This is a genomic window from Pantoea graminicola, from assembly GCF_048452665.1.
Lineage (GTDB): Bacteria > Pseudomonadota > Gammaproteobacteria > Enterobacterales > Enterobacteriaceae > Pantoea.
In genome coordinates, this window is sequence record NZ_JBLWSJ010000002.1 from 221,688 (window position 1) to 246,985 (window position 25,298).

General features: G+C 51.8%; 23 protein-coding genes. 10 read left to right on the forward strand and 13 right to left on the reverse strand.

Annotation, left to right across the window (positions count from 1 at the left end):
- The 10 genes from hisD (at position 1) to ACNY69_RS05210 (ending at position 9,341) form a co-directional block, all read left to right on the forward strand.
- Positions 1-1,305, forward strand: coding sequence for a histidinol dehydrogenase (gene hisD, locus ACNY69_RS05165; RefSeq protein WP_418797517.1), 1,305 nt, complete (start codon positions 1-3; stop codon positions 1,303-1,305).
- The gene (gene hisC / locus ACNY69_RS05170; protein WP_111142175.1) at positions 1,302-2,378 is read left to right on the forward strand and encodes a histidinol-phosphate transaminase; all 1,077 of its coding nucleotides are present in this window, start codon (positions 1,302-1,304) and stop codon (positions 2,376-2,378) included. The genes hisD and hisC overlap by 4 nt, the downstream gene beginning before the upstream one ends.
- Positions 2,375-3,442 (forward strand): bifunctional histidinol-phosphatase/imidazoleglycerol-phosphate dehydratase HisB, encoded by a 1,068-nt coding sequence (gene hisB / locus ACNY69_RS05175; RefSeq protein ID WP_418797518.1) that lies wholly within the window; start codon positions 2,375-2,377, stop codon positions 3,440-3,442. Before hisC ends, hisB begins: the two co-directional genes overlap by 4 nt.
- Positions 3,442-4,032 (forward strand): imidazole glycerol phosphate synthase subunit HisH, encoded by a 591-nt coding sequence (hisH, locus tag ACNY69_RS05180; protein WP_111142173.1) that lies wholly within the window; start codon positions 3,442-3,444, stop codon positions 4,030-4,032. The genes hisB and hisH overlap by 1 nt, the downstream gene beginning before the upstream one ends.
- Entirely contained in the window at positions 4,032-4,769 is a 738-nt protein-coding gene (gene hisA / locus ACNY69_RS05185; protein ID WP_111142172.1) for a 1-(5-phosphoribosyl)-5-[(5-phosphoribosylamino)methylideneamino]imidazole-4-carboxamide isomerase, read from the forward strand. Before hisH ends, hisA begins: the two co-directional genes overlap by 1 nt.
- The gene (hisF, locus tag ACNY69_RS05190; RefSeq protein ID WP_128084194.1) at positions 4,751-5,527 is read left to right on the forward strand and encodes an imidazole glycerol phosphate synthase subunit HisF; all 777 of its coding nucleotides are present in this window, start codon (positions 4,751-4,753) and stop codon (positions 5,525-5,527) included. Before hisA ends, hisF begins: the two co-directional genes overlap by 19 nt.
- Positions 5,521-6,132 (forward strand): bifunctional phosphoribosyl-AMP cyclohydrolase/phosphoribosyl-ATP diphosphatase HisIE, encoded by a 612-nt coding sequence (hisIE, locus tag ACNY69_RS05195; protein ID WP_293771727.1) that lies wholly within the window; start codon positions 5,521-5,523, stop codon positions 6,130-6,132. The genes hisF and hisIE overlap by 7 nt, the downstream gene beginning before the upstream one ends.
- Before the next feature lie 473 nt (positions 6,133-6,605).
- Positions 6,606-7,082, forward strand: coding sequence for a YbaK/prolyl-tRNA synthetase associated domain-containing protein (locus ACNY69_RS05200; protein WP_418797520.1), 477 nt, complete (start codon positions 6,606-6,608; stop codon positions 7,080-7,082).
- A gap of 66 nt (positions 7,083-7,148) precedes the next feature.
- Positions 7,149-7,940 carry an ABC transporter substrate-binding protein gene (locus ACNY69_RS05205; protein ID WP_418797521.1) on the forward strand — a complete coding sequence of 264 codons (792 nt, stop codon included), beginning with the start codon at positions 7,149-7,151 and terminating at the stop codon, positions 7,938-7,940.
- Positions 7,941-8,045: 105 nt separating this feature from the next.
- Positions 8,046-9,341: a succinylglutamate desuccinylase/aspartoacylase family protein gene (locus ACNY69_RS05210; protein WP_293771735.1), complete on the forward strand. Its 1,296-nt coding sequence runs from the start codon at positions 8,046-8,048 to the stop codon at positions 9,339-9,341.
- A gap of 83 nt (positions 9,342-9,424) precedes the next feature.
- Here the strand turns inward: ACNY69_RS05210 and gndA are convergent, their stop codons facing one another.
- The 13 genes from gndA to wcaK all read right to left on the reverse strand — a co-directional run bounded on the left by gndA (position 9,425) and on the right by wcaK (position 25,180).
- Positions 9,425-10,834 (reverse strand): NADP-dependent phosphogluconate dehydrogenase, encoded by a 1,410-nt coding sequence (gndA, locus tag ACNY69_RS05215; RefSeq protein ID WP_111141976.1) that lies wholly within the window; start codon positions 10,832-10,834, stop codon positions 9,425-9,427.
- A gap of 147 nt (positions 10,835-10,981) precedes the next feature.
- The gene (locus tag ACNY69_RS05220; RefSeq protein WP_418797523.1) at positions 10,982-12,226 is read right to left on the reverse strand and encodes a capsular polysaccharide export protein, LipB/KpsS family; all 1,245 of its coding nucleotides are present in this window, start codon (positions 12,224-12,226) and stop codon (positions 10,982-10,984) included.
- Positions 12,213-13,337: a glycosyltransferase family 4 protein gene (locus ACNY69_RS05225; RefSeq protein WP_293771743.1), complete on the reverse strand. Its 1,125-nt coding sequence runs from the start codon at positions 13,335-13,337 to the stop codon at positions 12,213-12,215. The genes ACNY69_RS05220 and ACNY69_RS05225 overlap by 14 nt, the downstream gene beginning before the upstream one ends.
- Positions 13,337-14,239: a glycosyltransferase gene (locus ACNY69_RS05230; RefSeq protein WP_367395622.1), complete on the reverse strand. Its 903-nt coding sequence runs from the start codon at positions 14,237-14,239 to the stop codon at positions 13,337-13,339. The genes ACNY69_RS05225 and ACNY69_RS05230 overlap by 1 nt, the downstream gene beginning before the upstream one ends.
- On the reverse strand, positions 14,236-15,387 hold the full coding sequence (glf, locus tag ACNY69_RS05235) for a UDP-galactopyranose mutase (protein ID WP_367395623.1): 1,152 nt from the start codon (positions 15,385-15,387) through the stop codon (positions 14,236-14,238). The genes ACNY69_RS05230 and glf overlap by 4 nt, the downstream gene beginning before the upstream one ends.
- Before the next feature lie 3 nt (positions 15,388-15,390).
- A complete protein-coding gene (locus ACNY69_RS05240; RefSeq protein WP_418797525.1) occupies positions 15,391-17,295 on the reverse strand; it encodes a DUF4422 domain-containing protein in 1,905 nt (634 codons plus the stop codon).
- 11 nt (positions 17,296-17,306) lie between these two features.
- The gene (locus tag ACNY69_RS05245; RefSeq protein ID WP_367395625.1) at positions 17,307-18,044 is read right to left on the reverse strand and encodes an ABC transporter ATP-binding protein; all 738 of its coding nucleotides are present in this window, start codon (positions 18,042-18,044) and stop codon (positions 17,307-17,309) included.
- Entirely contained in the window at positions 18,044-18,811 is a 768-nt protein-coding gene (locus ACNY69_RS05250; RefSeq protein ID WP_288476118.1) for an ABC transporter permease, read from the reverse strand. The genes ACNY69_RS05245 and ACNY69_RS05250 overlap by 1 nt, the downstream gene beginning before the upstream one ends.
- A 304-nt stretch (positions 18,812-19,115) precedes the next feature.
- The gene (gene galE, locus ACNY69_RS05255) at positions 19,116-20,129 is read right to left on the reverse strand and encodes a UDP-glucose 4-epimerase GalE (protein WP_111139203.1); all 1,014 of its coding nucleotides are present in this window, start codon (positions 20,127-20,129) and stop codon (positions 19,116-19,118) included.
- Positions 20,130-20,171: 42 nt separating this feature from the next.
- Positions 20,172-21,074, reverse strand: a complete 903-nt coding sequence (gene galF / locus ACNY69_RS05260) for a UTP--glucose-1-phosphate uridylyltransferase GalF (RefSeq protein WP_418797526.1) — start codon at positions 21,072-21,074, stop codon at positions 20,172-20,174.
- Between the two features lie 278 nt (positions 21,075-21,352).
- Entirely contained in the window at positions 21,353-22,693 is a 1,341-nt protein-coding gene (locus tag ACNY69_RS05265; RefSeq protein WP_367395626.1) for a lipopolysaccharide biosynthesis protein, read from the reverse strand.
- Positions 22,690-23,913 (reverse strand): glycosyltransferase, encoded by a 1,224-nt coding sequence (locus ACNY69_RS05270; RefSeq protein ID WP_111139200.1) that lies wholly within the window; start codon positions 23,911-23,913, stop codon positions 22,690-22,692. The genes ACNY69_RS05265 and ACNY69_RS05270 overlap by 4 nt, the downstream gene beginning before the upstream one ends.
- Before the next feature lie 4 nt (positions 23,914-23,917).
- Entirely contained in the window at positions 23,918-25,180 is a 1,263-nt protein-coding gene (wcaK, locus tag ACNY69_RS05275) for a colanic acid biosynthesis pyruvyl transferase WcaK (RefSeq protein WP_111139199.1), read from the reverse strand.
- Positions 25,181-25,298 lie beyond the last annotated feature (118 nt).

The following is a 25,298-nucleotide window of genomic DNA, read 5'->3' on the forward strand; positions in this document are numbered from 1 at the left end:
ATGGCCTTTTCTACCCCTATCGAGTGGCAGGCGTGCACTGCCGAACAGCAGCAGGCGCTGCTGTTACGTCCGGCCATCGCCGCGTCGGAGAACGTCACGCTGACGGTGCGTAACGTGCTGGAGCAGGTCAGGCTGAACGGTGACAAGGCCCTGCGCGAATTCAGCGCCCGCTTTGATAAAGCCCAGGTGGAGAATCTGCGCGTTACCCCGCAGCAGATTGCAGAAGCCAGCGCACGTCTGAGCGATGAACTGAAGCAGGCGATGGCCGTGGCTGTGGGAAATATCGAGACATTCCACAACGCGCAGATCCTGCCGCCGGTGGATGTAGAAACCCAGCCTGGCGTGCGCTGCCAGCAGGTTACCCGTCCGGTGAAGTCGGTTGGCCTCTATATTCCGGGTGGCTCCGCCCCCCTCTTCTCGACGGTGCTGATGCTGGCTACCCCGGCGCGTATCGCCGGCTGCAGCCGTGTCGTGCTCTGTTCGCCGCCGCCGATTGCCGATGAGATCCTCTATGCCGCACAACTCTGCGGCGTGGAAGAGGTGTTCCAGGTGGGCGGCGCGCAGGCCATCGCCGCACTGGCGTTTGGTACAGAAAGCGTGCCGCGCGTGGACAAAATTTTTGGCCCGGGCAACGCCTGGGTGACCGAGGCGAAACGTCAGGTCAGTCAGCGCCTGGATGGGGCAGCGATCGACATGCCGGCCGGACCGTCCGAAGTGCTGGTGATTGCAGATGAAGGCGCGACGCCCGCGTTTGTCGCCTCCGATTTACTCTCGCAGGCCGAGCACGGCCCGGACTCCCAGGTCATTCTGCTGACCCCCTCCTTATCGCTGGCAGAGGCCGTGGCGGAGGCAGTAGAGCAGCAGCTGGCGCAGCTCTCACGCGCCAGCACCGCACGTCAGGCGCTGGAGAGCAGCCGCCTGATCGTGGCGCGGGATCTTGAGCAGTGCATTGAGATCTCCAATCTCTACGGCCCGGAGCACCTGATCCTGCAGACCCGTCAGCCGCGCGAACTGGTGGACGCGATCACCAGCGCCGGTTCGGTGTTCCTGGGCGACTGGTCACCGGAATCGGCGGGCGACTACGCGTCCGGCACCAACCACGTTTTACCGACCTACGGTTACACCTCGACCTGTTCCAGCCTGGGACTGGCCGATTTTCAGAAGCGCATGACCGTTCAGGAACTGACCCCGCAGGGCTTCCTGAATCTGGCTGCTACTATCGAAACCCTGGCCGCCGCCGAGCAGCTGGATGCCCATAAAAATGCCGTTACCCTGCGCGTTGCCGCACTCAAGGAGCAAGCATGAGTCAGGATATTGAGCAGCTGGCACGCGCCAATGTGCGCGCCCTGACCCCCTATATGTCGGCGCGCCGCCTGGGCGGCAATGGCGACGTGTGGCTGAATGCCAACGAGTTTCCGCTGCCGGTGCCGTTTGAGCTGTCGCAGCAGACGCTGAACCGCTATCCCGAGTGCCAGCCTAAGGTGGTCATTGAGCGTTACGCCGCCTACGCAGGCTTAACGCCGGAGCAGGTGCTGGTCAGCCGCGGCGCGGATGAGGCGATCGAACTGATCATGCGCGCCTTCTGTGAGCCGGGCCAGGATGCGATTCTGTTCTGTCCGCCAACCTACGGCATGTACAGCGTCAGCGCCGAAACCATCGGCATCGAATATCGTACCGTTCCGGCCCTCAGCGACTGGCAGCTTAACCTGCCTGCTATCGCGGAACAGCTGGATGGCGTCAAGGTCGTTTACCTCTGCAGCCCGAACAACCCCACCGGCAACCTGATCAATCAGGATGACATCCGTCAGTTGCTGGCGATGACCGCCGGAAAAGCCCTGGTGGTGGCAGATGAGGCTTATATCGAATTCTGCCCGCAGGCGACCCTGACCGGCTGGCTGAAGGCGTATCCGCACCTGGTGATCCTGCGCACGCTCTCCAAAGCCTTTGCGCTGGCAGGACTACGCTGCGGCTTTGCGCTGGCGAACAAGCCGGTGATCGACCTGCTGATGAAGGTGATTGCGCCCTATCCGCTGGCAACGCCGGTGGCCGATGTGGCGGGTCAGGCCCTGAGTGAGCAAGGCATCGCCCTGATGCGTGAGCATGTGGCGCTGCTGAATGATAACCGGGGCTGGCTGCTGGCTGAACTGGCGAAGCTGGAGTGCGTCGTGCAGGTTTTCCCCAGCGAAACCAACTATGTGCTGGCACGCTTTACCGATTCACCGAAAGTCTTCAAAACCTTGTGGGATCAGGGCATTATCCTGCGTGATCAGAACAAAAATCCGGGCCTGTCGGGATGTCTGCGCATCTCCATCGGCACGCGTGAAGAGTGCGGGCGAGTGATCGCCGCGCTGCAAGCCTTTACTGTGGAGCAAGCATGAGCCAGAAGACCCTTTTTATCGACCGCGACGGTACGTTAATTTCTGAGCCACCTGAAGATTTTCAGGTGGACCGTATGGATAAGCTGGCGTTTGAGCCAGACGTTATCCCGGCGCTGCTGGCGCTGCAGGCCGCCGGTTATCGCCTGGTGATGATCACTAACCAGGATGGGCTGGGCACCTCCCGATTCCCGCAGGCCGATTTCGATGGCCCGCACAATCTGATGATGCAGATTCTGACGTCGCAGGGCATCGCCTTTGACGATGTGCTGATCTGTCCGCATATGCCGGAAGATCACTGCGACTGCCGCAAGCCGAAAACGAAGATGGTGGAGGCCTGGCTGGCTGAGGGCGCGCTGGACACCGGCAACAGCTACGTTATCGGTGACCGCCTGACTGACGTACAGCTGGCGGAGAACATGGGTATCCCCTCCATCCGCTACGGCGCTGACGGCCAGACCTGGCAGACCATTCAGCAGCGTCTGACCCAGCGCGACCGCCATGCGCTGGTGCAGCGCAACACCAAAGAGACGCAGGTCCGGGTCGAACTCTGGCTGGATCGCGAAGGTGGCAGCAAAATTAATACCGGCGTCGGCTTCTTCGACCACATGCTGGATCAGATCGCCGTGCATGGCGGATTCCGTCTGCACATCGACGTCAAAGGCGATCTCTACATCGACGATCACCATACGGTGGAAGATACCGGTCTGGCACTCGGCGAAGCCCTGCTGAAGGCGCTGGGCGACAAGCGCGGAATCGGTCGTTTTGGCTTTGTGCTGCCGATGGATGAATGTCTGGCCCGCTGTGCGCTGGATATCTCCGGCCGTCCGCACATCGAATTTAAAGCCGAGTTCAATTATCAGCGTGTCGGCGATCTCAGCACCGAGATGGTCGAGCACTTCTTCAGCTCGCTCTCCTACGCCATGATGAGCACCCTGCACCTGAAAACCAAAGGCAAAAACGACCATCACCGTGTTGAGAGCCTGTTTAAAGCCTTTGGCCGAACGCTGCGTCAGGCGATCCGCGTTGAGGGGAATACCCTGCCGAGCTCAAAAGGAGTGCTGTGATGAACGTGGTGATCATGGATACCGGATGCGCCAACCTCTCATCGGTGAAATGGGCGATTGAACGTCTGGGCTACAGCCCGGAAGTGAGCCGCGATTCCGATGTAGTGCTGCGCGCCGACAAACTCTTTCTGCCCGGCGTGGGCACCGCGCAGGCGGCGATGAATCAGCTGCAGGAGCGCGACCTGATCGATCTGGTGAAAGCCTGTACCCAGCCGGTGCTGGGGATCTGTCTGGGTATGCAGCTGCTGGGGCGCGGCAGCGACGAGAATGGCGGCGTGCCGACGCTGGGCATTATCGATGAGCCAGTCTCGCTGATGGATACGCACGGCCTGCCCCTGCCGCACATGGGCTGGAACCAGATCACCGCCCAGGCGGGCAATCATCTGTTCCGTGGCATCGATGAAGGTTCCTACTTCTACTTTGTTCATAGCTATGCGATGCCGGTCAACGCCAGCACCATCGCGCAGTGCCACTACGGTGAAGCCTTCACCGCCGCGGTGCAGAAAGATAACTTCTTTGGCGTCCAGTTCCACCCGGAACGTTCGGGTAAAGCCGGTGCGCAGCTGCTGAAAAACTTCCTGGAGATGTAATGATTATCCCCGCGTTAGATTTAATTGATGGCAAAGTGGTGCGTCTGCATCAGGGCGACTATGGCCAGCAGCGCGACTACGGCAGCGATCCGCTGCCGCGTCTGCAGGATTATGTAAGCCAGGGCGCGACCCTGCTCCATCTGGTGGATTTGACCGGTGCGAAAGATCCGGCAAAACGGCAGATTGCGCTGCTGAAAACGCTGCTGGATGGCGTTGATGTGACGGTGCAGGTCGGCGGCGGCATCCGCAGCCGTGACGACGTCGAGGCGCTGTTAGCGGCCGGTGCGAGCCGCGTGGTGGTGGGTTCCACCGCCGTGAAACAGCCCGATGAGGTTAAACGCTGGTTTGCGGAGTTTGGTGCAGAGGCGATTGTGCTGGCGCTGGATGTGCGTATTGACGCCAGCAACCGTAAAGAGGTGGCGATCAGTGGCTGGCAGGAAGCGGCGGGTGTCACGCTGGAAGAGGTAATCACTGATTTCCGGCAGGTGGGCCTGAAGCATGTGCTCTGCACCGATATTTCCCGCGACGGCACCCTGAGCGGTTCTAACGTCGCGCTCTATCAGGAAGTAACGGCGCGCTTCCCGGAGATTGCTTTCCAGTCATCGGGCGGTATTGGCGACCTCAACGATATTGCCGCCCTGCGCGGCTGCGGCGTGCAGGGCGTGATTGTCGGACGCGCGCTGCTGGAAGATAAATTTACGGTTTCGGAGGCGATCGCATGCTGGCAAAACGGATAATCCCCTGTCTTGACGTTCGTGACGGTCAGGTGGTCAAGGGCGTACAGTTCCGCAATCACGAGATCATCGGTGACATCGTCCCGCTGGCACAGCGCTATGCGGCCGAAGGTGCCGACGAGCTGGTCTTTTATGATATCACCGCCTCCTCTGATGGCCGGGTCGTGGATAAGAGCTGGGTATCGCGGGTCGCTGAAGTGATCGATATCCCCTTCTGCGTCGCGGGCGGCATCAAAACGCCGGAAGACGCGGCGCGTATCCTTGAGTTTGGCGCGGATAAGATTTCGATTAACTCACCGGCGCTGGCAGATCCCTCGCTGATCACCCGGCTTGCCGACCGCTTTGGCGTGCAGTGTATCGTGGTCGGGATTGATACCTGGTTCGATGAAGCCAGCGGCAAATATCAGGTCAATCAGTACACCGGTGACGAAGCGCGTACCCGCGTAACCCAGTGGGAAACGCTGGATTGGGTGCAGGAAGTGCAGAAGCTGGGCGCAGGTGAGATCGTGCTGAACATGATGAATCAGGATGGCGTGCGTAACGGCTATGACCTGGTGCAGCTGAAGAAGATGCGCGACGTCTGCAAAGTGCCGCTGATCGCCTCTGGCGGCGCAGGCACGATGCAGCACTTCCTCGACGCCTTTACTGAGGCAAACGTGGATGGCGCGTTAGCCGCGTCAGTGTTCCACAAACAGATTATTAATATTGGTGAGCTGAAGAGCTTTCTTATCGACAACGGAGTGGAGATTCGCGCGTGCTAACCGAACAACAACTGGCCCTTCTCGACTGGGATAAAACCGGGGGCATGATGCCGGTCATCGTGCAGCACAACGTCTCCGGCGAAGTGCTGATGCATGGCTACATGAACCCGGCGGCGCTGGATAAAACCCTGGCTGAAGGCAATGTCACCTTTTTCTCCCGCACCAAAAACCGTTTATGGACCAAGGGCGAAACCTCCGGTCACTTTCTGCAGGTCGTGAGCATCACGCCTGACTGTGATAATGACACCCTGCTGGTGCTGGCGAACCCGATTGGCCCCACCTGCCATCTCGGCACCACCAGCTGCTTCTCACCCGCCGCGCCGGAGTGGACCTTCCTCTATCAGCTGGAGCAGTTGCTGGCTTCGCGTAAAACGGCCGACCCGGAGAGCTCCTATACCGCGCGGTTGTACGCCAGCGGCACCAAGCGTATCGCCCAGAAAGTGGGGGAAGAAGGCGTCGAAACCGCACTGGCGGCGACGGTCAACGATCGTCACGAGCTGACGAACGAAGCCTCCGATCTGGTCTATCACCTGATGGTGCTGTTGCAGGATCAGGATCTCGACTTCAGCGCCGTCATCCATAACCTGCGCGCCCGCCACCAGTAATTATGCAAAAAACTGCTCAGAATGACGTTTTATGCAAATTCTGAGCAGACTTCTTCTCAAAAATTCCAGTAACCGGGCTCAGAGAGCGCCTGCAGCGGAGGGGCGTTCCGGCATCCCTTCTGACGATGCCTGCGATGGGATTCAATTATCTGGATCCGCCTATTGAAGGCTGGCAATGATGAAAAAAACGCTGTCCCCTTTTGAACGTGAGTCGATGCTACCGGATCTTCTTCAGCTGTTACCTGAAGAGAAATTATCGCAAGGTGCACTTCTGATGCAGCTTCGCAAAAACGTGCCGGGATTCTCCTAGGGGCGTTATGCTGCACTGGCCCTACACTAAGCTGGACAGGGAGAATAGCACGCTGGCTCCCCTCAACCGGGCGCTTAACCCCTGGGTTTGAAAACCGGCCTATTGCCGCGTCAATCGCATATGCTGGAGACACTGATGCTGCAACTGACAGCAGGAGAGAAACGTGACGACTTATGAGAAACTCATCGCCCTGCTCGACCAGCATCAGGCCCGCTATCGCCTGATGGAGCATGAGGCCACCGGAAAATGTGAAGCGGTCGCGGCGATTCGCGGCACCGAAATCGGCCAGGGTGCGAAAGCGCTGGTCTGCCATGTGAAAGGCAATGGTGTTAAGCAGCATGTGCTGGCGGTGTTACCGGCCGACCGGCAGGCCGATCTCGGCAAAGTCGCCGTCGCTGCGGGAGGACGTCGCGCCTCACTCGCCAGCCCGGCGGAGACCGCCCAACTGACCGGCTGCGTCTTCGGCGCGATCCCACCCTTTAGTTTTCATCCCGACCTCAGACTCATCGTGGACCCTGCGCTGTTTGAACGTTATCCGGAGATCGCCTTTAACGCCGGTCTGCTGGAACGCTCAGTGATCCTGAACACCGAGGATTATCGGGCGCTCTGCGCGGCAGAAGTGGTGCAGATCACACAGTAATTGCCATCCCGCCAGCCCGGCGATACTCTGCAGAGACACTCATCACGACAGAATAAGAGCAAAATCATGAACATTTTCCCTCAAGGTCTGCGCCAGACGCTGGCTGTAGCGGTCATGGCAGGCTGCGCGTTCGGCGCCCAGGCAAAAATCGACCAGGTTCGTTTCGCCGTCGATCCGACCTATCCGCCGTTTGAATCAAAGACGCCGCAGGGCAAGCTGGTCGGCTTTGATATCGACCTGGGCAATGCGCTCTGTGCTCAGATGCAGGCGAAGTGCGTCTGGGTTGAAAGCCAGTTTGACGGCATGATCCCGGCTCTGAAAGCGCGTAAGTTTGACGCCATCCTCTCCGATATGGGCATCACCGAAGAGCGCCTGAAACAGATCGATTTCACCGTTCCCCTTTACGACACCCATACTCAGCTTATCGCCCGTAAAGGCGCCAACATCCTGCCTGCGGTGGATTCACTGAAGGGCAAAACTGTCGGTGTGGAACAGGGAACGGTACAGGAGCGCTATGCGCTGGCGAAGTGGCAGCCCTATGGCGTGACCGTGGTGCCCTATGGCGATCAGGCGCAGGTGGAAAGCGATCTGGTGTCGGGCCGGCTGGATGCCGTCTTTACCGATGCGGCGCAGGCGGCCATCGGCTTCCTGAAACAACCGCAGGGCAAAGATTTTGAGCTGGCCGGTCCGATTATTCAGGATCCGATTATCGGCCCCGGCACCGCTATTGGCCTGCGTAAAGGAGACAGTGAACTGAAGAGTGCGCTGGACAACGCCTTTGCTGAGATCAAAAAGAACGGCACCTTTGATCAGATTCAGAAACGCTACTTTGCCACGGATATCTCCATCCAGCAGTAAGGTCCGGTCGCCGCCGTTCGTCCTCACCGCGATCCGACACTATACTGTTACTTTTTCGGGACGGCGCGCTGTCGTCCTTTGCCGATTAAAGGACATTAACACGGTATGCATCAACAACATCATCCACTGTTAAGCGCCTCTTTAGGCACCCAGCGTGAAATCATCAGTTTCCACTTTGCCGGGGATCATGAACGTCAGGTTTATATTCAGGCTGCGCTGCATGGCGATGAACTGCCCGGTATGGCGGTGGCCTGGTTTTTAAAGCAGCGGCTGCAGGCACTGGAGTCCGCCGGACAACTTAAAGCCGCCTTCACTCTCGTACCGGTTGCCAATCCTCTGGCGCTGGGACAGCACTGGCATGGCACCCATCTTGGCCGCTACCATACGCTCTCTGGGCAGGATTTTAATCGTCGCTTTCCCTCTCTGGGCGCGACCCTGGCGGCCACTCTGGCCGACAGCCTGACGCAGAGCGAGTCCCAGAACCGCAACCTGATCCGCGAGGCAATCGATCGCCACTACCGTGACACCGTGCCAAAAACTGAGCTGGATGCACAGCGTTTCACGCTGATGCGCATGGCCAGTCAGGCAGACCTGATGATTGACCTGCACTGTGACTGGGAAGCTGTGCCGCATCTCTACACCACACCACATGCGTGGCCGGAGATTGAGCCACTGGCGCGCTGGCTGGGCAGTGAGGTGCAACTGCTGGCGCAGATCTCCGGTGGTGAGCCGTTTGATGAGGCCTGCTGTGAACCCTGGCTGACGCTGGCTGAACGCTTTGGGGAGGCGTATCCGATGCCGCGCGGATTACTGCCGGTGACGCTGGAGTTGCGTGGCGTACGGGATGTGACGCCTGAACAGGCGGAGAAGGATGCAGATGCGATTATTGCAGCACTGCAGGAGGGCGGCTATATCGCCTATAGCGAACCGGCTATTTCGGTAGAGGTGGCTGCACCGGTGATTGGCGGGGATGAACTGGTGCCGGCGAATGCGGCGGGCGATGATGTAGTGGCGATAAACGATGGCCCCATCGGCCTGACCGTGCCTGAGGTGACGGAAGCGCCGGGAGAGACAGGAGTGATTAAGGAGCGTCACAGCGAAGGAACGTCGGCCTCCTCCCCTGCCCTGAAAAATCCGCCGACGCCGTTAGCGGCCTGCGAATATATCCACTCACCCGTGTCAGGTCTGATCCTGCATCGTAAGCCGCTGGGTGCCCAAATCCGGCCTGGCGAAGTCGTGGCCGAGATTGTCGATCCCGTTACCGATCACATTACGCCGCTGGTCGCCGAATATGGCGGCATTCTCTATGCGAGGCACTGGGTGCGCTTTGCGACGGCAGGCATGCTGGTCGTCAGGCTGGCGGGCGAACAGGAGATTCGGAGTGGGGATTTGCTGGCATGATAAAAAAGGGCTTCCCGCAGGAAGCCCTTTGATTACTGCCATGATAAAAAAAGGGCTTCCCGAAGGACGCCCTTTTTTAGTGATTAATCTAACCACTCAGTGTGGAACACACCGTCTTTATCAATGCGTTTATAGGTATGCGCACCGAAGTAGTCACGCTGCGCCTGAATCAGGTTGGCAGGCAGAACTTCTGAACGATAGCTGTCGTAGTAAGCAATCGCAGCAGAGAAGGTCGGCGTCGGGATACCGTTCTGAATCGCGTAGGAAACCACATCGCGCAGCGCCTGCTGATACTGATCCGCGATATCTTTGAAGTACGGTGCCAGCAGCAGGTTTGCGATGCCTGCATCTTCTGCGTAAGCATCAGTGATCTTCTGCAGGAACTGGGCGCGGATGATGCAGCCAGCACGGAAGATCTTCGCGATTTCACCGTAGTGCAGATCCCAGTTGTTCTCTTCTGATGCGGCACGCAGCTGCGAGAAGCCCTGTGCATAAGAGACAATTTTACCCAGATAGAGCGCACGACGCACTTTCTCGATAAATTCCGCTTTGTCACCGGTAAAGGCCTGAGCCTGAGGGCCGCTCAGCACTTTAGAGGCGGCTACACGCTGCGTTTTCAGTGAAGAGAGGTAACGGGCGAAGACAGATTCGGTGATCAATGACAGTGGCTCGCCGAGGTCCAGAGAACTCTGGCTGGTCCATTTACCGGTGCCTTTGTTCGCCGCTTCATCCAGAATCACATCGACCAGGTATTTACCCTCTTCATCTTTCTTAGTGAATATATCTTTGGTGATGTCGATCAGGTAGCTGCTCAGCTCGCCATTGTTCCACTCGGTGAAGGTTTGAGCCAACTCTTCGTTGTTCAGACCCAGCGCGCCTTTCAGCAGTGCGTAGGCTTCCGCGATCAGCTGCATGTCGCCGTATTCGATGCCGTTGTGGACCATCTTCACGTAGTGGCCGGCGCCGTCCGGACCGATGTAAGCTACACAGGCTTCGCCATCTTCGGCACGCGCGGCAATCTTGTCCAGGATTGGTGCAACCAGCTCGTAAGCTTCTTTCTGACCGCCAGGCATGATGGATGGGCCTTTCAGTGCGCCCTCTTCACCGCCAGACACACCGGTACCGATAAAGTTGAAGCCCTGGTCAGACAGCTCTTTGTTACGACGGATGGTATCTTTGTAGAAGGTGTTACCGCCATCGATCAGAATGTCGCCCTTATCCAGATGAGGCGTCAGCGAGGCGATAGTTTTATCGGTCGCTTCACCCGCCTGAACCATCAGCAGGATACGACGTGGTTTTTCCAGCGATTCAACGAACTCTTCAACGGTGTAAAAAGGAGCAAGCTTCTTGCCCTGATTCTCGGCGATGACTTCATCAGTCTTTTCGCGTGAACGGTTAAAGATAGAAACAGTGTAACCGCGGCTCTCAATGTTAAGAGCCAGGTTGCGGCCCATCACTGCCATACCTACAACGCCGATCTGTTGCTTGGACATTACATACTCCTGTCTGATTTTAAGACTAATAATCATTCAAAAATGCACTTTTTCATAATACATGATGCAAATCAAAAATTACATCGGCTTGTAAAATCAAGCACTAACAGACAAAAACCGCATTCATGCCTGAAATCCAATGCGGTTCTATAGTCTGTTGCGTAACTGCTCTAACTCTTCTTCACAAACTCTGACACGTTCAATGTAGCGCTGAAGTTCAGTGACGATGCTTTCCTTTTCTTTCTTAAGATTTTCATACAAGTCTATTGCTGCATACGCATCAAGAGTAGATTGTTTGGCTTTGCGCTGTTCATATTCAAGACGGCCGTGCAGGTCCAGAATGATAGGCAATAATACATCTGATGGATTCAATTCCGTGGCCAAATCTCCATACTCAGGATCAAAGCTGGCTAGCGCTCTATCGATAGCATCGTCAAATTTTGACGTAATATTGGGATCGATCCAGTAATCGGTCAGAAGGAAAGCAAGTAATTTTTTCTGATTAGCATTCATTTTCTCCGGATTATCAGAAAACGCTTGTTCCAGATCTTTTTTATCTTTAATAATAGTTGAGCACTGCTGCCATTCACATTTACCTGCGCAAAAAACAGAGGCTCCATCAATTAATGCTTCAATTCCAACGCCGGAATTAATGGTAATCACCGACCGGGATTCTCTGATTAGGTGGTGAATGTTGCTGTTAGTTCTGACCACCCAGGGATTGCTTTGCGTGAGCAATGTAATCGTCTCTTCAACAGCAAAAGACTGGCAGAACGGATGTCGTTTAACGAATAAATAGATCTCTTTTTCTCGCGCAACTTCTGCCGCATCTAACAGTAAACGGACGCCATCATAGTGACTATGAATAGCGACCGGATCATTCTGGACCTGCATAGGATAAAAGACAAACCCTTTAGCACTTTCAGGCAGTGCCTCATCAGACTGAGGATATTTTGATTCATTTTTTTCAATGAACTTCAATTTCCATTCGTCGAGAATTCTTTCGACTTCTATTTCACCTAAACCTTCAACTTTATCTTTATATTCATCAAAGTTTAGCGAAATATCGGACCAGCCGGAATAGCCGGAAAAATCCATTGAAAATAATGGAGTAACTGCAGCTTCTTTCATCCTGACAATATTCTTTTCCTCACCCCACGAGTGGTATGAAAAGACTAAAGTTCCCTTTTCTGGCTTTCTGGGAGCCTCATCAGCGCCAAAAGGGACTTCTCTGAAATAAAGAGGAATTTTTCTTTCTGTGAGCGCCAGAATCAGGTTAGTAATAAAAAATCTGTGCTTGTGTCCATCGACTGGGTTTTTCATCCAGGAGACCGGAACTTCTACAACGATTTTTGATGGCATGGATTTCTCTACTTTGTCACTCAAGTTCATTGTATACCCCCAGTGTTCTCTTTATCACATACGTTGAGCAAAAACGCGACATTACCCAGGCCCGAGCATTCACTCCGAAATCCATTCTCAGTTTTTTATTCGTAATTAAGATTTCAAGTTTTCGCGCCAGATCATCAATATTTTTATCAACGATGAAACCTGTACAGTTGTTAACAATGATACTGCTGCACCCACCCATGTCATATGAGATTGAGGGACGCCCAACAGCCGCAGCCTCTATCAGAATTCTTGGCACACCCTCGGCATAAACTGATGGCAAGGCAACGATATTTGCTTGCTCTATAAGCGTCTTAACATCATCACGTTGACCAAGCCAGATAATATCTTCTGCTTCGGACCAATTTCTGATGACATCATCGGGAATAGCGTCAGGGTCTTTCTTAACTGTAATACCTGCAACCACAAGGTTAAAATGCACGCCTCTTTGCAGTAGAACTTTTCTTGCCTCAATAAGATCAGAAAGGCCCTTACTCCAGATTAGACGACTGGCGAATAAAACGGCAGGAGGCGTATTATCGGGCTCATTCAGATATTCAAACTTCTCAGTATCGATTCCTGCACCATCGATTACGATCGTTTTGGTCGGGTCAACTCCTGTAATTAAAATTATTTTATCTCGATCCATTTCATGTTCGAAGATAAAGAATATGTCCTTTTTTTTGCTAACCCATCGATAAAAAGCTGAGACACTATGTTTAAGTATTTTATATTTTTTCGCATTCGAAGAAAATACCCTGCCTAAACCAACAAAGCTTAATACCAGTTTTTTCCTGAAAACTTTTGCATAAAACCCGCCGATAAGGCACGGCTTGATAGTGATACAGTGTAAAATATCGGGCTTTATTTTCCTGATAATCTGAAGCGATCGGACTAAATCCCTGAACATGACAAGCGGATTAAGAGATTGCTCTGACATTCGGGAGTCATGAGGTTTAATGCCTGATAACTCGAATTCTCTGAAGATCTTCGCGCTTTCGAAATTGCAGATTACATGAACTTCGTATCCATCTTCTTTTGCAGCCAGCGCCCGCTCTTTCCAATGTAAATTGAAATACCAATCAGAATTAATATAAAAACAAAGCTTTTTCATTAACGCCTGCCATTTTTAGAACCTTTAGCCGCAAAGAACAAGCCATCAATAACACCTCTGGATAGAGACGTGAGGTAACTAAATTTGCTTTTCGACTTGCCTGCCAATAAATAATATTTAGCTACCCGCAAAAAGATAGAAATAATGCTAAACGGTTTTCTGTCGGAAAAAATATATCGCGATGATATCAAATTTCGTGCTAAATAATAAATTTTCCATGGCATCATAGCAGAACTGGACTCAACAACATCGTGATGAAAAACCAGATCGGGATTATATACTAATTTACAACCTTCAATATGCAATTTCCATGAATAAAAGACATCATCGAAATAGATAAAAAGGGACTTATCAATGAATTGATAAGTCTCTTTAAGCGTATTAAACGCTATAAATACGCCTACAAATGAAAATGCCTGAATCTCTGTAGTGGACAATTCAACAGCTTCAAATTCGGAACTTTCACCAGAATACTGCAGTAATTCACCGACAGTATTGGGGATTTTTTTCCACGGAATATTCATTTTACAACGCGAACCTCGCGTATCCAGAACGCGGGTCGCAATCGCCTGAGCATGTTGCTTATCACTGACAATGAAGTTTTCGAGTAATGTTGAGTCCGGATAGGCGTCGTCATCAAAAAACAGCACCCAGTCCGGGGTGCTGTTTGCTGCTATCCATTCAGAGCCTCTGTAAAAGCCACCAGCTCCGCCATCATTAACTTCACTTGAAATTATTTTCAGACGAGGGTCGTTCAGATTCTTTAACCAGTCAGAAGTAGCATCGGTTGAAGCATTATCCACAATAACTATTTCATAAAAGGGTAAAGGCGCTACCGCAGTCCAACACTTTTTAAGTTTTTCGAGACGATTGTGGGTGACAATTAAAGCGGCAATTTTCATCTGGGATTGACCGAGAAAACAGCCATTTTCTGATCGTTTTGCAGCGCGTGGCGATATTTTTCAACAACATCCAGGGCTTCTTTTATCGTCACATCCATATCAAGATAGCGATAGGTACCCAGGCGACCGATGAACGTAATGTTCTCTTCCTTTTCCGCTTCATCCAGATACTTGTTCAGTAACTGCATTTCGCCCATCTGCCGGATAGGGTAATAGGGAATATCGTTTTCAGTGCAGGATCTGCTGTATTCTTCATAGCACACAGACTGCTCATGATGTTCCCACGGCGCAAAATATTTGTGCTCAGTAATGCGCGTATAAGGAACACTAACCTCACCATAGTTCATTACGGCGCAGCCCTGGTAATCACCTTCAGCTTCAAAACGCTTAAAGTCTAATGTTCGGTAACCTAAACGTCCTTCCTTGAAATCAAAATACCCGTCTAAAGGACCGCTATAAAAAACATGATCATAATTCTCTTTTTCGTTACGATCAAAAAGGGTATTTAATTCAACAGTGATATTTTCATGATTAAGAATCGATTCGACGATAGGGGTATAGCCCTCTTTCGGCATGCCCTGAAACTTATGATTGAAATAGTTATCGTCATAATTGAATCTGACGGGCAATCTTTTCAGAATAGACGCGGGTAGCTCTTTAGGTTCCATTCCCCATTGTTTAATTGTATAGCCTTTGAAGAAGGCCTCATATAACTCTTTACCGACAAAACGTAATGCCTGCTCCTCGAATGTCTGAGGATCGGTGATACTTTTGTCGCCTTTGGATTCAATGAGTTCTTTAGCTTGCGTCGGGTTGCAGGTTTTACCAAAAAACTGATTAATGGTATGCAGGTTAATGGGAAGCGAATAAACGCTGCCATTTACAGTTGCTTTAACGCGGTTGATATAAGGCATCATTTCGCAATGCGAGTTAATGTATTCCCACACTTTTTCATTATCGGTATGGAAAATATGGGGTCCATAGGTATGAACCATCACATCCGTCTTAGCGTCTCTTTCGCTGTAGCAATTACCCGCAATATGATTGCGTGCATCGATAATGCGTACTTTATGGCCATCTTCAGCCAGTTCGCGGCCAATTACCGCACCAGAGAAACCAGCACCAACAATCAGAATATTTTTTTTCATAAATTAACCTAAAATCACACGACGAATTTTGTAATAGTTACGAGCGATCATTTGCCTGCGCTTACTGCCAACCGGAGCAAATCTGTTAAAGTAAGGCATAATCTTTCTTTTAACCTTGGTCTGAAACAGAACATGCTGATTCACTACTACAGGTTGTGTTGTAAAACCGGTTTTATTTAAACGGTCATAAACCTCTTTCTGCCAGGGGGTTGCATTGATATAAGACATAAAATTGTCAAAGAAATCTACATGAGGCGCATCCCACGGCTTATTTTCACCCGCGAAATGGATCATTTTAGGCTGCTTTCTTGATTTCAGAAAACCCATATAGGTTTCAAATTTCAGGTTGGGGAAGAAATCATCGGTATTTCCATTGCCATGATATACGTTCCATTCGCCTGGCAGATAATGAACACGGTCATAAAATACTTTATTCATGATATCCTGATCGAGGAACCAGTATCTGCGGGCCTTCATCGCCGCCATCAGACTGGCAAACGTGTTTTCTTTTCTCATTTGAGAAATATTGAAAAGAATAATACCAGCCTGGAAGTAATTTTGGGATTCTTTCATCCCCAGAATCTGTTCCAGATACTGGCCAGCAGTCAGGTTTGCAGGTTCATCAATATGTGCGATCGCGCCAAACTTAACGAAGCCTTCCATTACGATGTCACGCACTGCAGCGATTAAATTGTCGCCCACTTCAGTATGAACCAGTTCTGCAACATCGCTTTCCACGATAGTATCAGCGTCTATAAACAGAACTTTTTCAAACTCACTGAATATAGAGGGTATGAACAACCGGGCATAAGTAGCAGCACTGAAGTGAGCACGTGTATATACGCTTTTCATTTCACTAAAAGCGTTTACATCAAAGAAGCGTAATGAGAAATTGCTCCTGCCTTTGATTAGAGAGAGAAAACGGGACTTGTTTCTTTGTGAAACACCGTTTTCCAGAACCACAATGTCGTAGTTATCGCTTTCACTACTATTTTTAATAATTGAGTTGACCAGCGCACCGCCGCTAAGTGCATAATTATCATCAAAACAAATAACCACAGGAATGTTATTGTGGCTAAAAGCCGGCTTTAGCTTTCCGTTAAATGTTTCAGTTTTAACAAAAGTCCTTTGGAGTTCTTTCTTTTTCAGGCCCGCCGACTTTTCCTTGTGAATCAGGAAAATGTTGAACAGACGTTCGGAGATATGTCCGATAACGCGCTTCTCCTGACCATTATAATTTCTCATTGAGAAATTGCTTTCCAGGTCATCAAAGATGCTAAACAGCCACTCTGAGTATTCTGCAAATAGCTCAGATTTCATAACAAACATGTTAGTGTAGTAACCATCATGGGCACTGTTAAAAATCTTAACTGCTGCAGCATACTCCGGATACAGATAAAGCAGACTGTCTATAGCTGACTGATAATCCTCAATATGCAGATGCTGTGAAATCTTGTAGTGCTCGTAATTATTTTTGCTCCCCGCCTGTCTGACACTCCATTTTTTGGGCAGTAAGATATCGTTATCGGCGATAGCATTAACGATTGACTCTTCATTCAGGCCGAACTTAGTTTCATACTCTTCTGAAATAATTTCGTCATTCACAACGCCCCAGACATCTTCAGGGTAATCCTGCTTATCTGAAAAATTCAGATGGCGCCTGTAATGCATGAAACCTACATATTCAGAAGAAATATCATTCTTCCACACCCAATATTGAGCTGTCAGCTCACAATAAAATGGATTTTTAATCGAAATGTTTTCACCAGAATCATCACCACCACAACAAATATCATTAAAGCTATTCGCTTTTCCAACATGGATAGGCTTGATTATTGGAGATGAAAGAAAAGCGCTAGGCTTATGATGACTTGTATAGAGTTTGACTTTATTGGTATAAATACTCATTCGATGTTTCCTTACATAGAAGAACGATACTGTTGCAATAAACTTTCGGCACTACCACTTGCTCTCAATTTGTGATTCTCAATCCAGATGACACGATCGCAAATTTTTTCGATATCACTTAGATTGTGGCTTACAAATAGAATTGTTACACCTTTGGCTTTAAAATTATTTATTGTCTCAATACATTTTTTCTGGAATGCATAGTCTCCGACTGCCAGGACTTCATCAATGATGAGAATATCCGGGTCAACCTGGGTAATCACCGAAAACCCCAGCTTAGCTAACATCCCGCTTGAATAGACACGAATAGGTTCATCGATAAACTCACCTAACTCAGAAAACTCTATTATCTTGTCTATTCTTTCATTTAATTGCTTACGTCGCAATCCAAGAAGGGTTGCATTCAGGCGAATATTTTCACGCCCCGTGAGTTCCGGATGAAACCCGCCGCCGAGTTCCAGCATCGAGGCAACCCTGCCGTTGGTTTTGACAACCCCGGCAGTGGGTTTGATAACTCCAGCCACAAGCCCAAGCGATGTACTTTTACCGGCACCATTGCGGCCAATCAGCGCAACGGACTCACCTTTATAAACAGTAAAACTTATATCTTCGATGGCGAGATAGCTTCTGCCTGAAAGCAGAGTCAACGCGCGCTTGGGATTAAAAATAAGTTCTTTTATCCCGGAGCCAATATGATGATATAGAGGATAACGCTTGGTAACTGCTTTGAATTCTATTGCTACTTCCATTATAAGATCTCTGCAAATCGGAATTTCAATTTATTAAATACCCAGGAGCCGATAATAACTGTGATTATGCCCATCCCGTACAGTGAGAGAATTTTTTCATAATCAACATTACCGTTCATAAACAGCTCTCTCCAGCTTAATACCATGTCTGCCAGAGGGTTATAATTAACTAACCACTGATAATTGGCTGGTATCATATCTCCTGCATATAAAATTGGGGTGCAGTAGAAAAGTAACATAATGCCTAGTGTGACAAATCTCTCTAAATCTCTGAAAAACAGGTTCAGCGTGGACAGGAAAAGCGCTATCCCATAGGAAAATATCAACTGCCCTATCCCTATTAGCGGTATCCCATATAACCAGTTCCAGTGGGGGGTCATGTCATATATAAATAAGAACACGATAATTACAGGGATGGTGCACAAAAAGTGCAGACACTCCATCATGACATTACTGAAGGGGATAACCGATCTGGGAAAAACTGTTTTTTTTATAATCTGTGCATTTGCAATGAATGAGAACAGCGAGTTAGAAGTCGTACTTGCAAACCATTGCCATGGGAATAATCCGGTAATGATGAATATTGTGTAATTAGGGATCTGAACCCGCATGATGAGCTTGAAAATAAAGTAGTAAATCATCGCGAAAAGAAGCGGGTTGGCAATCGACCATAAATAACCAAGGAAACTACTTTTATATCGAACCTTTAGCTCTTTCTCAGTGATTACTGTAACTAAATCAATGAGATAACCTAAACTATACTTCATAAATTACGCTCTGTTTTCAACTTTTAAAATGATTAATTTATGTTCGCCGGGCGCTTACACCACGCTACCGCCCCTGGCTTAACAGCTACCACAAGACTATTTAACAGACCAGATTTTTGAATTGTTTCTTTATATTACAGAGAAGGGCTGATTAGATTTGGTTAATCATCCCTCGTAGAAAGAAAAACCGATATTAAACCTGCGATGTTATCATCTTCCTGATGCAGTTCAAAGTCTGCGAATTTACATGTTTCATAACGCAAAAAAGCCTGTCCATAGACAGGCTTTTCAGCTGCTTTAACGTTTACTTAAACCCATCCGGGTTCTTGCTCTGCCAGTTCCAGGTATCGCGCATCATCTCGTCGATGCCGCGCGTCACGCGCCAGTCAAGCTTTGTGTTCGCCAGCGAGGCATCGGCCCAGAACGCCGGCAGGTCGCCGTCACGACGTGGCTTGATCTCGAAAGGAATCGCTTTGCCAGACGCTTTTTCAAACGCCCTGATCATCTCCAGCACGGAGAAGCCTTTGCCCCCGCCCAGGTTAAAGGCAGTATAGCCGTCGACCTGACTCAGGTGATCCAGCGCTTTCAGGTGCCCTTCCGCCAGGTCGACCACATGGATGTAGTCGCGCAGACAGGTCCCGTCTGGCGTATCGTAATCGCCACCAAAGACACCCAGCTTCTCCAGACGGCCAATGGCCACCTGGGCGATATAGGGCAGCAGGTTGTTCGGGATGCCGGTAGGGTCTTCACCGATTTCGCCTGACTCATGCGCGCCAACCGGGTTGAAATAACGCAGCGCAATTGCCTTAAACTTCGGCTCAGCTTTTGCGAAGTCGCGCATAACGAATTCGGTCATCAGCTTGGAGGTGCCGTAAGGGCTGGTCGTGCCGCCAATCGGGGTCGTTTCCACATAAGGAACCGGCGCATCTGCGCCGTAGACCGTGGCTGATGAACTGAAGATAAAGTTCCAGACACCGGCATTGCGCATCTCTTCCAGCAGAACCACGGTGCCTGCAACGTTGTTCTCATAATACTCCAGCGGCATACGGGTCGATTCACCTACCGCTTTGAGTGCTGCGAAATGGATGACCGCAGAAATGCTGTTGGCTGCAAACAGGTCACGCAGACAGGCACGATCGCGGATATCGCCTTCGACGAAGGTCGCTTTTTTACCCGCCAGCTTTTCAACGCGATTGATCGCTTCGCGTGAGGCGTTGCAGAGGTTATCCAGCACTACAACATCATCACCGCGCTGCAGCAGCGCCAGTACCGTATGGGAGCCGATATACCCTGCTCCGCCCGTGACTAAAATGGCCATGTGAACTCCTTTCAATCGGCCGCGCAGCGCGCGGCAAATTCATTACTTTTGTTTGGCGAGAATGGTCTGAATCGCTTCGCGGAAATCGCGACCCTGCGCGTTGTTGCGCAGTCCATAGGAGACAAACGCCTGCATATAACCGAGCTTGCGGCCGCAGTCGAAACTGTGCCCGGTCAGCAGTGAAACATCAACGGTTTTATGTTTGCTCAGGCTGGCGATCGCATCAGTCAGCTGAATACGGCCCCAGGCACCTGGCTCGGTGCGCTCGAGTTCGGCCCAGATATCGGCAGAGAGCACGTAACGCCCTACAGCGGCCAGATCGGAGTTCAGTTCAGCCGGATGCTCTGGCTTCTCAACAAAAGTTTTGATTTTACTGATATCGCCCGGATGAGCTATTGGCTCTTCGGTGGTGATGACCGAGTATTCGGAGAGATCAGTCGCGGGCATATGCTGCGCCAGAACCTGGCTGTGGCCGGTCTCTTCGAAACGGGCTACCATCGCCGCGAGGTTATAGCGCATATGGTCTGCAGTAGAGTCATCCAGCAGGACATCCGGCAGCACCACGACGAACGGGTTATCACCGATCATCGGGCGGGCGCAGAGAATGGAGTGGCCCAGACCCAGTGGCTGTGCCTGACGCACGTTCATGATCGTTACGCCCGGCGGACAGATAGACTGCACTTCGCTCAGCAGCTGACGCTTCACGCGCGCTTCCAGCAGAGCTTCCAGCTCATAGGTGGTGTCGAAGTGGTTTTCGACCGCATTTTTTGAGGCATGCGTGACCAGCACAATTTCTTTAATACCCGCGGCAACACATTCGTCAACGATGTACTGGATCATCGGTTTGTCGACGACGGGCAGCATCTCTTTCGGAATGGCTTTAGTCGCAGGGAGCATATGCATACCGAGGCCCGCAACCGGGATTACTGCTTTAAGCTTGGTCATATTTATTCCGTTTAATAAAATGAAGATGTGGGTCGATTATGCAGGATCGGCCGGAAGTGCAAGTATAATCTTTATCTGAAAAGCGGACAGTAACTCTCTGTGATAACTTAGAAATTCGGCATTTTGCCCATTGCCAGTGGCAGCATAAACTGAACAAAGACAATCAGTAATCGAAGATAGTCACTGCTCTTTTTGCAAATGCGCACGACGTCGCTGAGGCCAGCCATAAATGAAAACGGGCGACCCGGAGGTCGCCCGCAAATATATTCATCTGGTGATTACAGCCAGCCCTCAAACCACTCTGGCATCACAAACAGATTAAAGTGATTAACCAGCAGCATTACGCCGACAAACACCACCGACACCGCGACCCACTGGCGGGCATAGGGTATAAACCGAATGCCAATTACCGGCCTGATAAAGAACGGATGCGCCAGGGCGGAAATCAGGATCTGCGAGATAGAGAGCGTCAGCGCAACATAGAGCACGTTTGGCCAGATAAAGGTGGTTGCCAGAACGGCCAGCACCACGATACTCGCCACAATGTTCCAGTAGAACTCAACGTTGGTGCGTCCGTTAGCCTGCGAAATCGCCCCGGTAAGGCCGCCCATCGGCCGCAGCATCCCGAACAGCAGCATCAGCGGAATCAGGTGATAAACCTGCTCATGTGACGGGCCGTAGAGCAGACGGACGATAACCGGTGAGAGGATGCCAATCGCCAGGTACATGGCGCTGCTGAACAGCATGATACCCAGCGTCCCCTTCAGGAACAGCTTCTTCAGCTGCTCGGGGTCGTGCTGCTTTTCCGCAAAGCGCGGCAGCGCCAGACGGTTGATCACCGGCGTCACCAGCTTCAGCGGTTGCAGCACCAGCTCTTTCGCCAGCGAGTAGACGCCCAGCATCTCGGCCCCCATCACCTTACCGACCACCAGTGCATCCGCCTGGGTGCGCAGCTGGTTGATGGTCTGTGAGCCGAGCTGGTAGCTGCCGTAACGAATCGCACCGAAGAAGGTCGCCTTGTCGAACTCCCAGGTCGGACGCCACGACTTCTCACCCAGCGCAATCATGCAGAGGATACGGGTAAAGGCGTTGATAAACAGACCAAGAATCGCCGCGGCTACCGTCAGCGAGGTGAACTCCAGCATCGCTACCACACAGAGGAAGGCCAACAGCTTGGTGCCCATCTCGATCTTCGCCAGCGATACCATCCGCTTGGTTTTGATGTAATGCGCCTGATACTGCGACAGATGCCCCAGCACAAGGAAGTTCAGGCTGGTCAGCATGATCAACCCTGTCAGCTCCGGCAGATGATAGAACCAGGAGACCGGGAAGGCGATCAGCAGCATGATCAGGCCGGTACACAAGCTGAGCGAGACGTTCACCCAGTAGATGGTACTCTGCTCGCGACGGGTAATGTTCTGGCGATGCACCAGATAACTGCTCATCCCCATATCCTGCAGCACCCCCGCCACCGCCAGGATGGCGTTGATGATGGCCAGCAGCCCCAGCTCGTGGGTCTCCAGTTTGCGGGCGAGAAAGCTCAGCTGCGCAACCTGCAGCACCGCCGAGAAGCAGGTGCTGCCAAACAGCCAAATCGCCTGTGACTTAAATCCACTCACACCAGTCGCTCCAGAATCTGCGCCAGTTCGCCATAGGCGATATGCTGATTAAATTCAGTCTCAACTTTATGGCGCGCCGCCGCAACCACCGGCGCCACATCCACCTCACCCTGAGAGAGCTTCAGCAGCGTCTCCGCCAGCGCCTCGGGGTCATCCTCATCCACCAGCCAGCCGGAGACGTTGTTCTCGATCAGCTCGGGGATACCGCTGTGGAAGGTTGAAACGACCGGCAGACCGACCGCCATCGCCTCCATCAGCGCGACCGGAATACCCTCCATATCGCCATCTGCGGCGGTTTTGGAGGGCAGCAGGAAGATGTCCGCCTCGCTCAGCGCACGACGGATCTCCTCCTGTGGCTTAAAGCCTGGCATGCTGACGCAATCTTCCATTCCCTCGCGGGCGATGAAGTCACGCATCATCTCATCCTGGTCGCCGTTGCCGATAATCGTGTACTGAAACTGACCGCCACGCTGCTTCAGGATGGCACTGGCTTTAACGGCCACATCCAGCCCCTTTTTCTCGGTCAGACGCGCCACCGAAACGATGCGCAGCGGTTTCTGAAACGCCTGGCGGGGCTGGAAATTAAACTTCTCCGGCTCGATGCCCATGCGCGTGACATGGATTTTTTCCGGCGGGCAGCCCATCTCAATCAGCTTGTTCTTCCACAGGTGGCTGATTGGCAGCATCAGTTCGCTCTGACGGAACAGATTGACGTAGTCTAGCTTGTGCTCTTCCAGGATATGGCGGCGGGAGATATCGGCACCGTGAAACACGGTCGCCTGCTTACCCTGAAGCACGCCCAGTTCACGCAGCTTGTTCGCCAGCGCACCGGCATATCCGAAATGCACCAGAAACACATCGGCGGTAAAGACCTGTTTCGCATTGGCCACAATCGACGGCAGCAGCAGTTTGCTGGACTGCGCGCCGTAGCGGCGCATATTCAGTGAACGCAGCAGCGAAGGCTTCGTCACTTTAGGCAGAACCAGCCTGATGCGCTGATTCAGCTTATCGACGATCGAGATCTTCTCTTCCGGCAGCAGATAGTGGGTTTTGGCCGCCAGGCCATACTCGTCAAACGCGGCATGCCGGTTCACTAAATCGCCGGGAAAGACTGAAATAATCTCCACCTCGTAACCGGCATCAATAAAGTGGGTTACCTGATTTAAAACGAATGTCTCAGAGGCAACCGGGAAACGCATGGTGAAAAAAGTCAGTTTCATCACATTACCCTAATACTTTAAGAATCTCTTCAGTGATCCGGTTGCCAATTTCCCTTTCATTCGCAACGGCCGTGTCGACCTTCGCCTTGATGTTGTCGTAGTCGGCAAGGACAGTTTTGACCTTGTCGATCAGCGAGCCATCCATCAGGCTTTTTACATCGGTTGCCATCTGTGGCAGACCAAGCTGGTTCATGACGCCCATCGACTTGTGCTCGTAGTTGATCGCCACGGCCGGGGTGCCAAAGTTCATGGAGATAATCGCCGAGTGCAGGCGCGTGCCGATGGTCAGATGGCAGTGGCTCAGCAGGATACCCAGCTCAAGGTCATTAAACTCATCCATGATGACATGATAATGTTCGGGCTGCGTCACGTGGTCGCGCAGCGTCAGGGCGACCATGCGGTCATCCTTGGCGTAGCTGTCGATACCGGTGCAGGTCGAGAACGCCACGACCTGATAGCCTTCGGCGATCATCGCGTTGATCACCCGACCAAATGCCGCCTCATACTCTTTCTGTGTCACGCCCAGACGTTTATCAAACGGTGCCAGTTCACGCACGGTGATGGCGATGGTTTTACGTCCGTCGATAATGCCCTGCCAGTGCAGCAGGTTATGGCTCGGATTTTCCACCTCGCGCGCCCGCACCAGGAAGGCCGTATCAACGCCAGGGGCTACTTTCGAGCTGGTCACGCCATCGCGCTTCATCAGATCGAGGCTGACGGATTCACGCAGCACCAGGCTGTCAACGCGGTCGAAAACAAAGTTCGCCAGCGCATTGACGCGCGGGTTCTGGAAAGGTCCGACCGAGTGGCCGATCAGGTAGATCGGTTTTTTCGCCATCAGCGCACAGAGCGCGTGGTCAAACTGGGTCACGCCATAGAGATCGACGAAGAACGAACCGCCCACCTGAATGATCGCATCATATTTTGCCAGGCTTTCGGTAAAGGCTTTCAGGTGCGGTGGCACGGCAAACGACTTAAAGACGCCGCCTTTGCCCAGATGCGCCATCATGATGTCAGGCATCAGACGGTTGGCAACCTTACGCTTAAACGAACCGACCAGGCCCTTGCCTGACTTACTGTTGTGCAGGTAGAGCGCATCCTGCTGAATATCCTGCTGGAGCAGATAACCGGAGCTGGTTGGATAACGGCTGATCACATCAATGTCTAAATCACTGCGTGCGGACCGCATCGAATCGATCAGTCCACGAAGAATCGCGCCATCCCCGCGATTCCCACACGTATGGTTACCCACCAATAAAATTTTCATAACAACTCCGAATGAATTTTTTTTAATTCTCTAAGCCGCCCGGATCCGAAATGGGCAAAATGGACTCTGATTAAAGTAATGCTTTACGGGATAACGCACCCAAAGGTAGTGCTCCTGT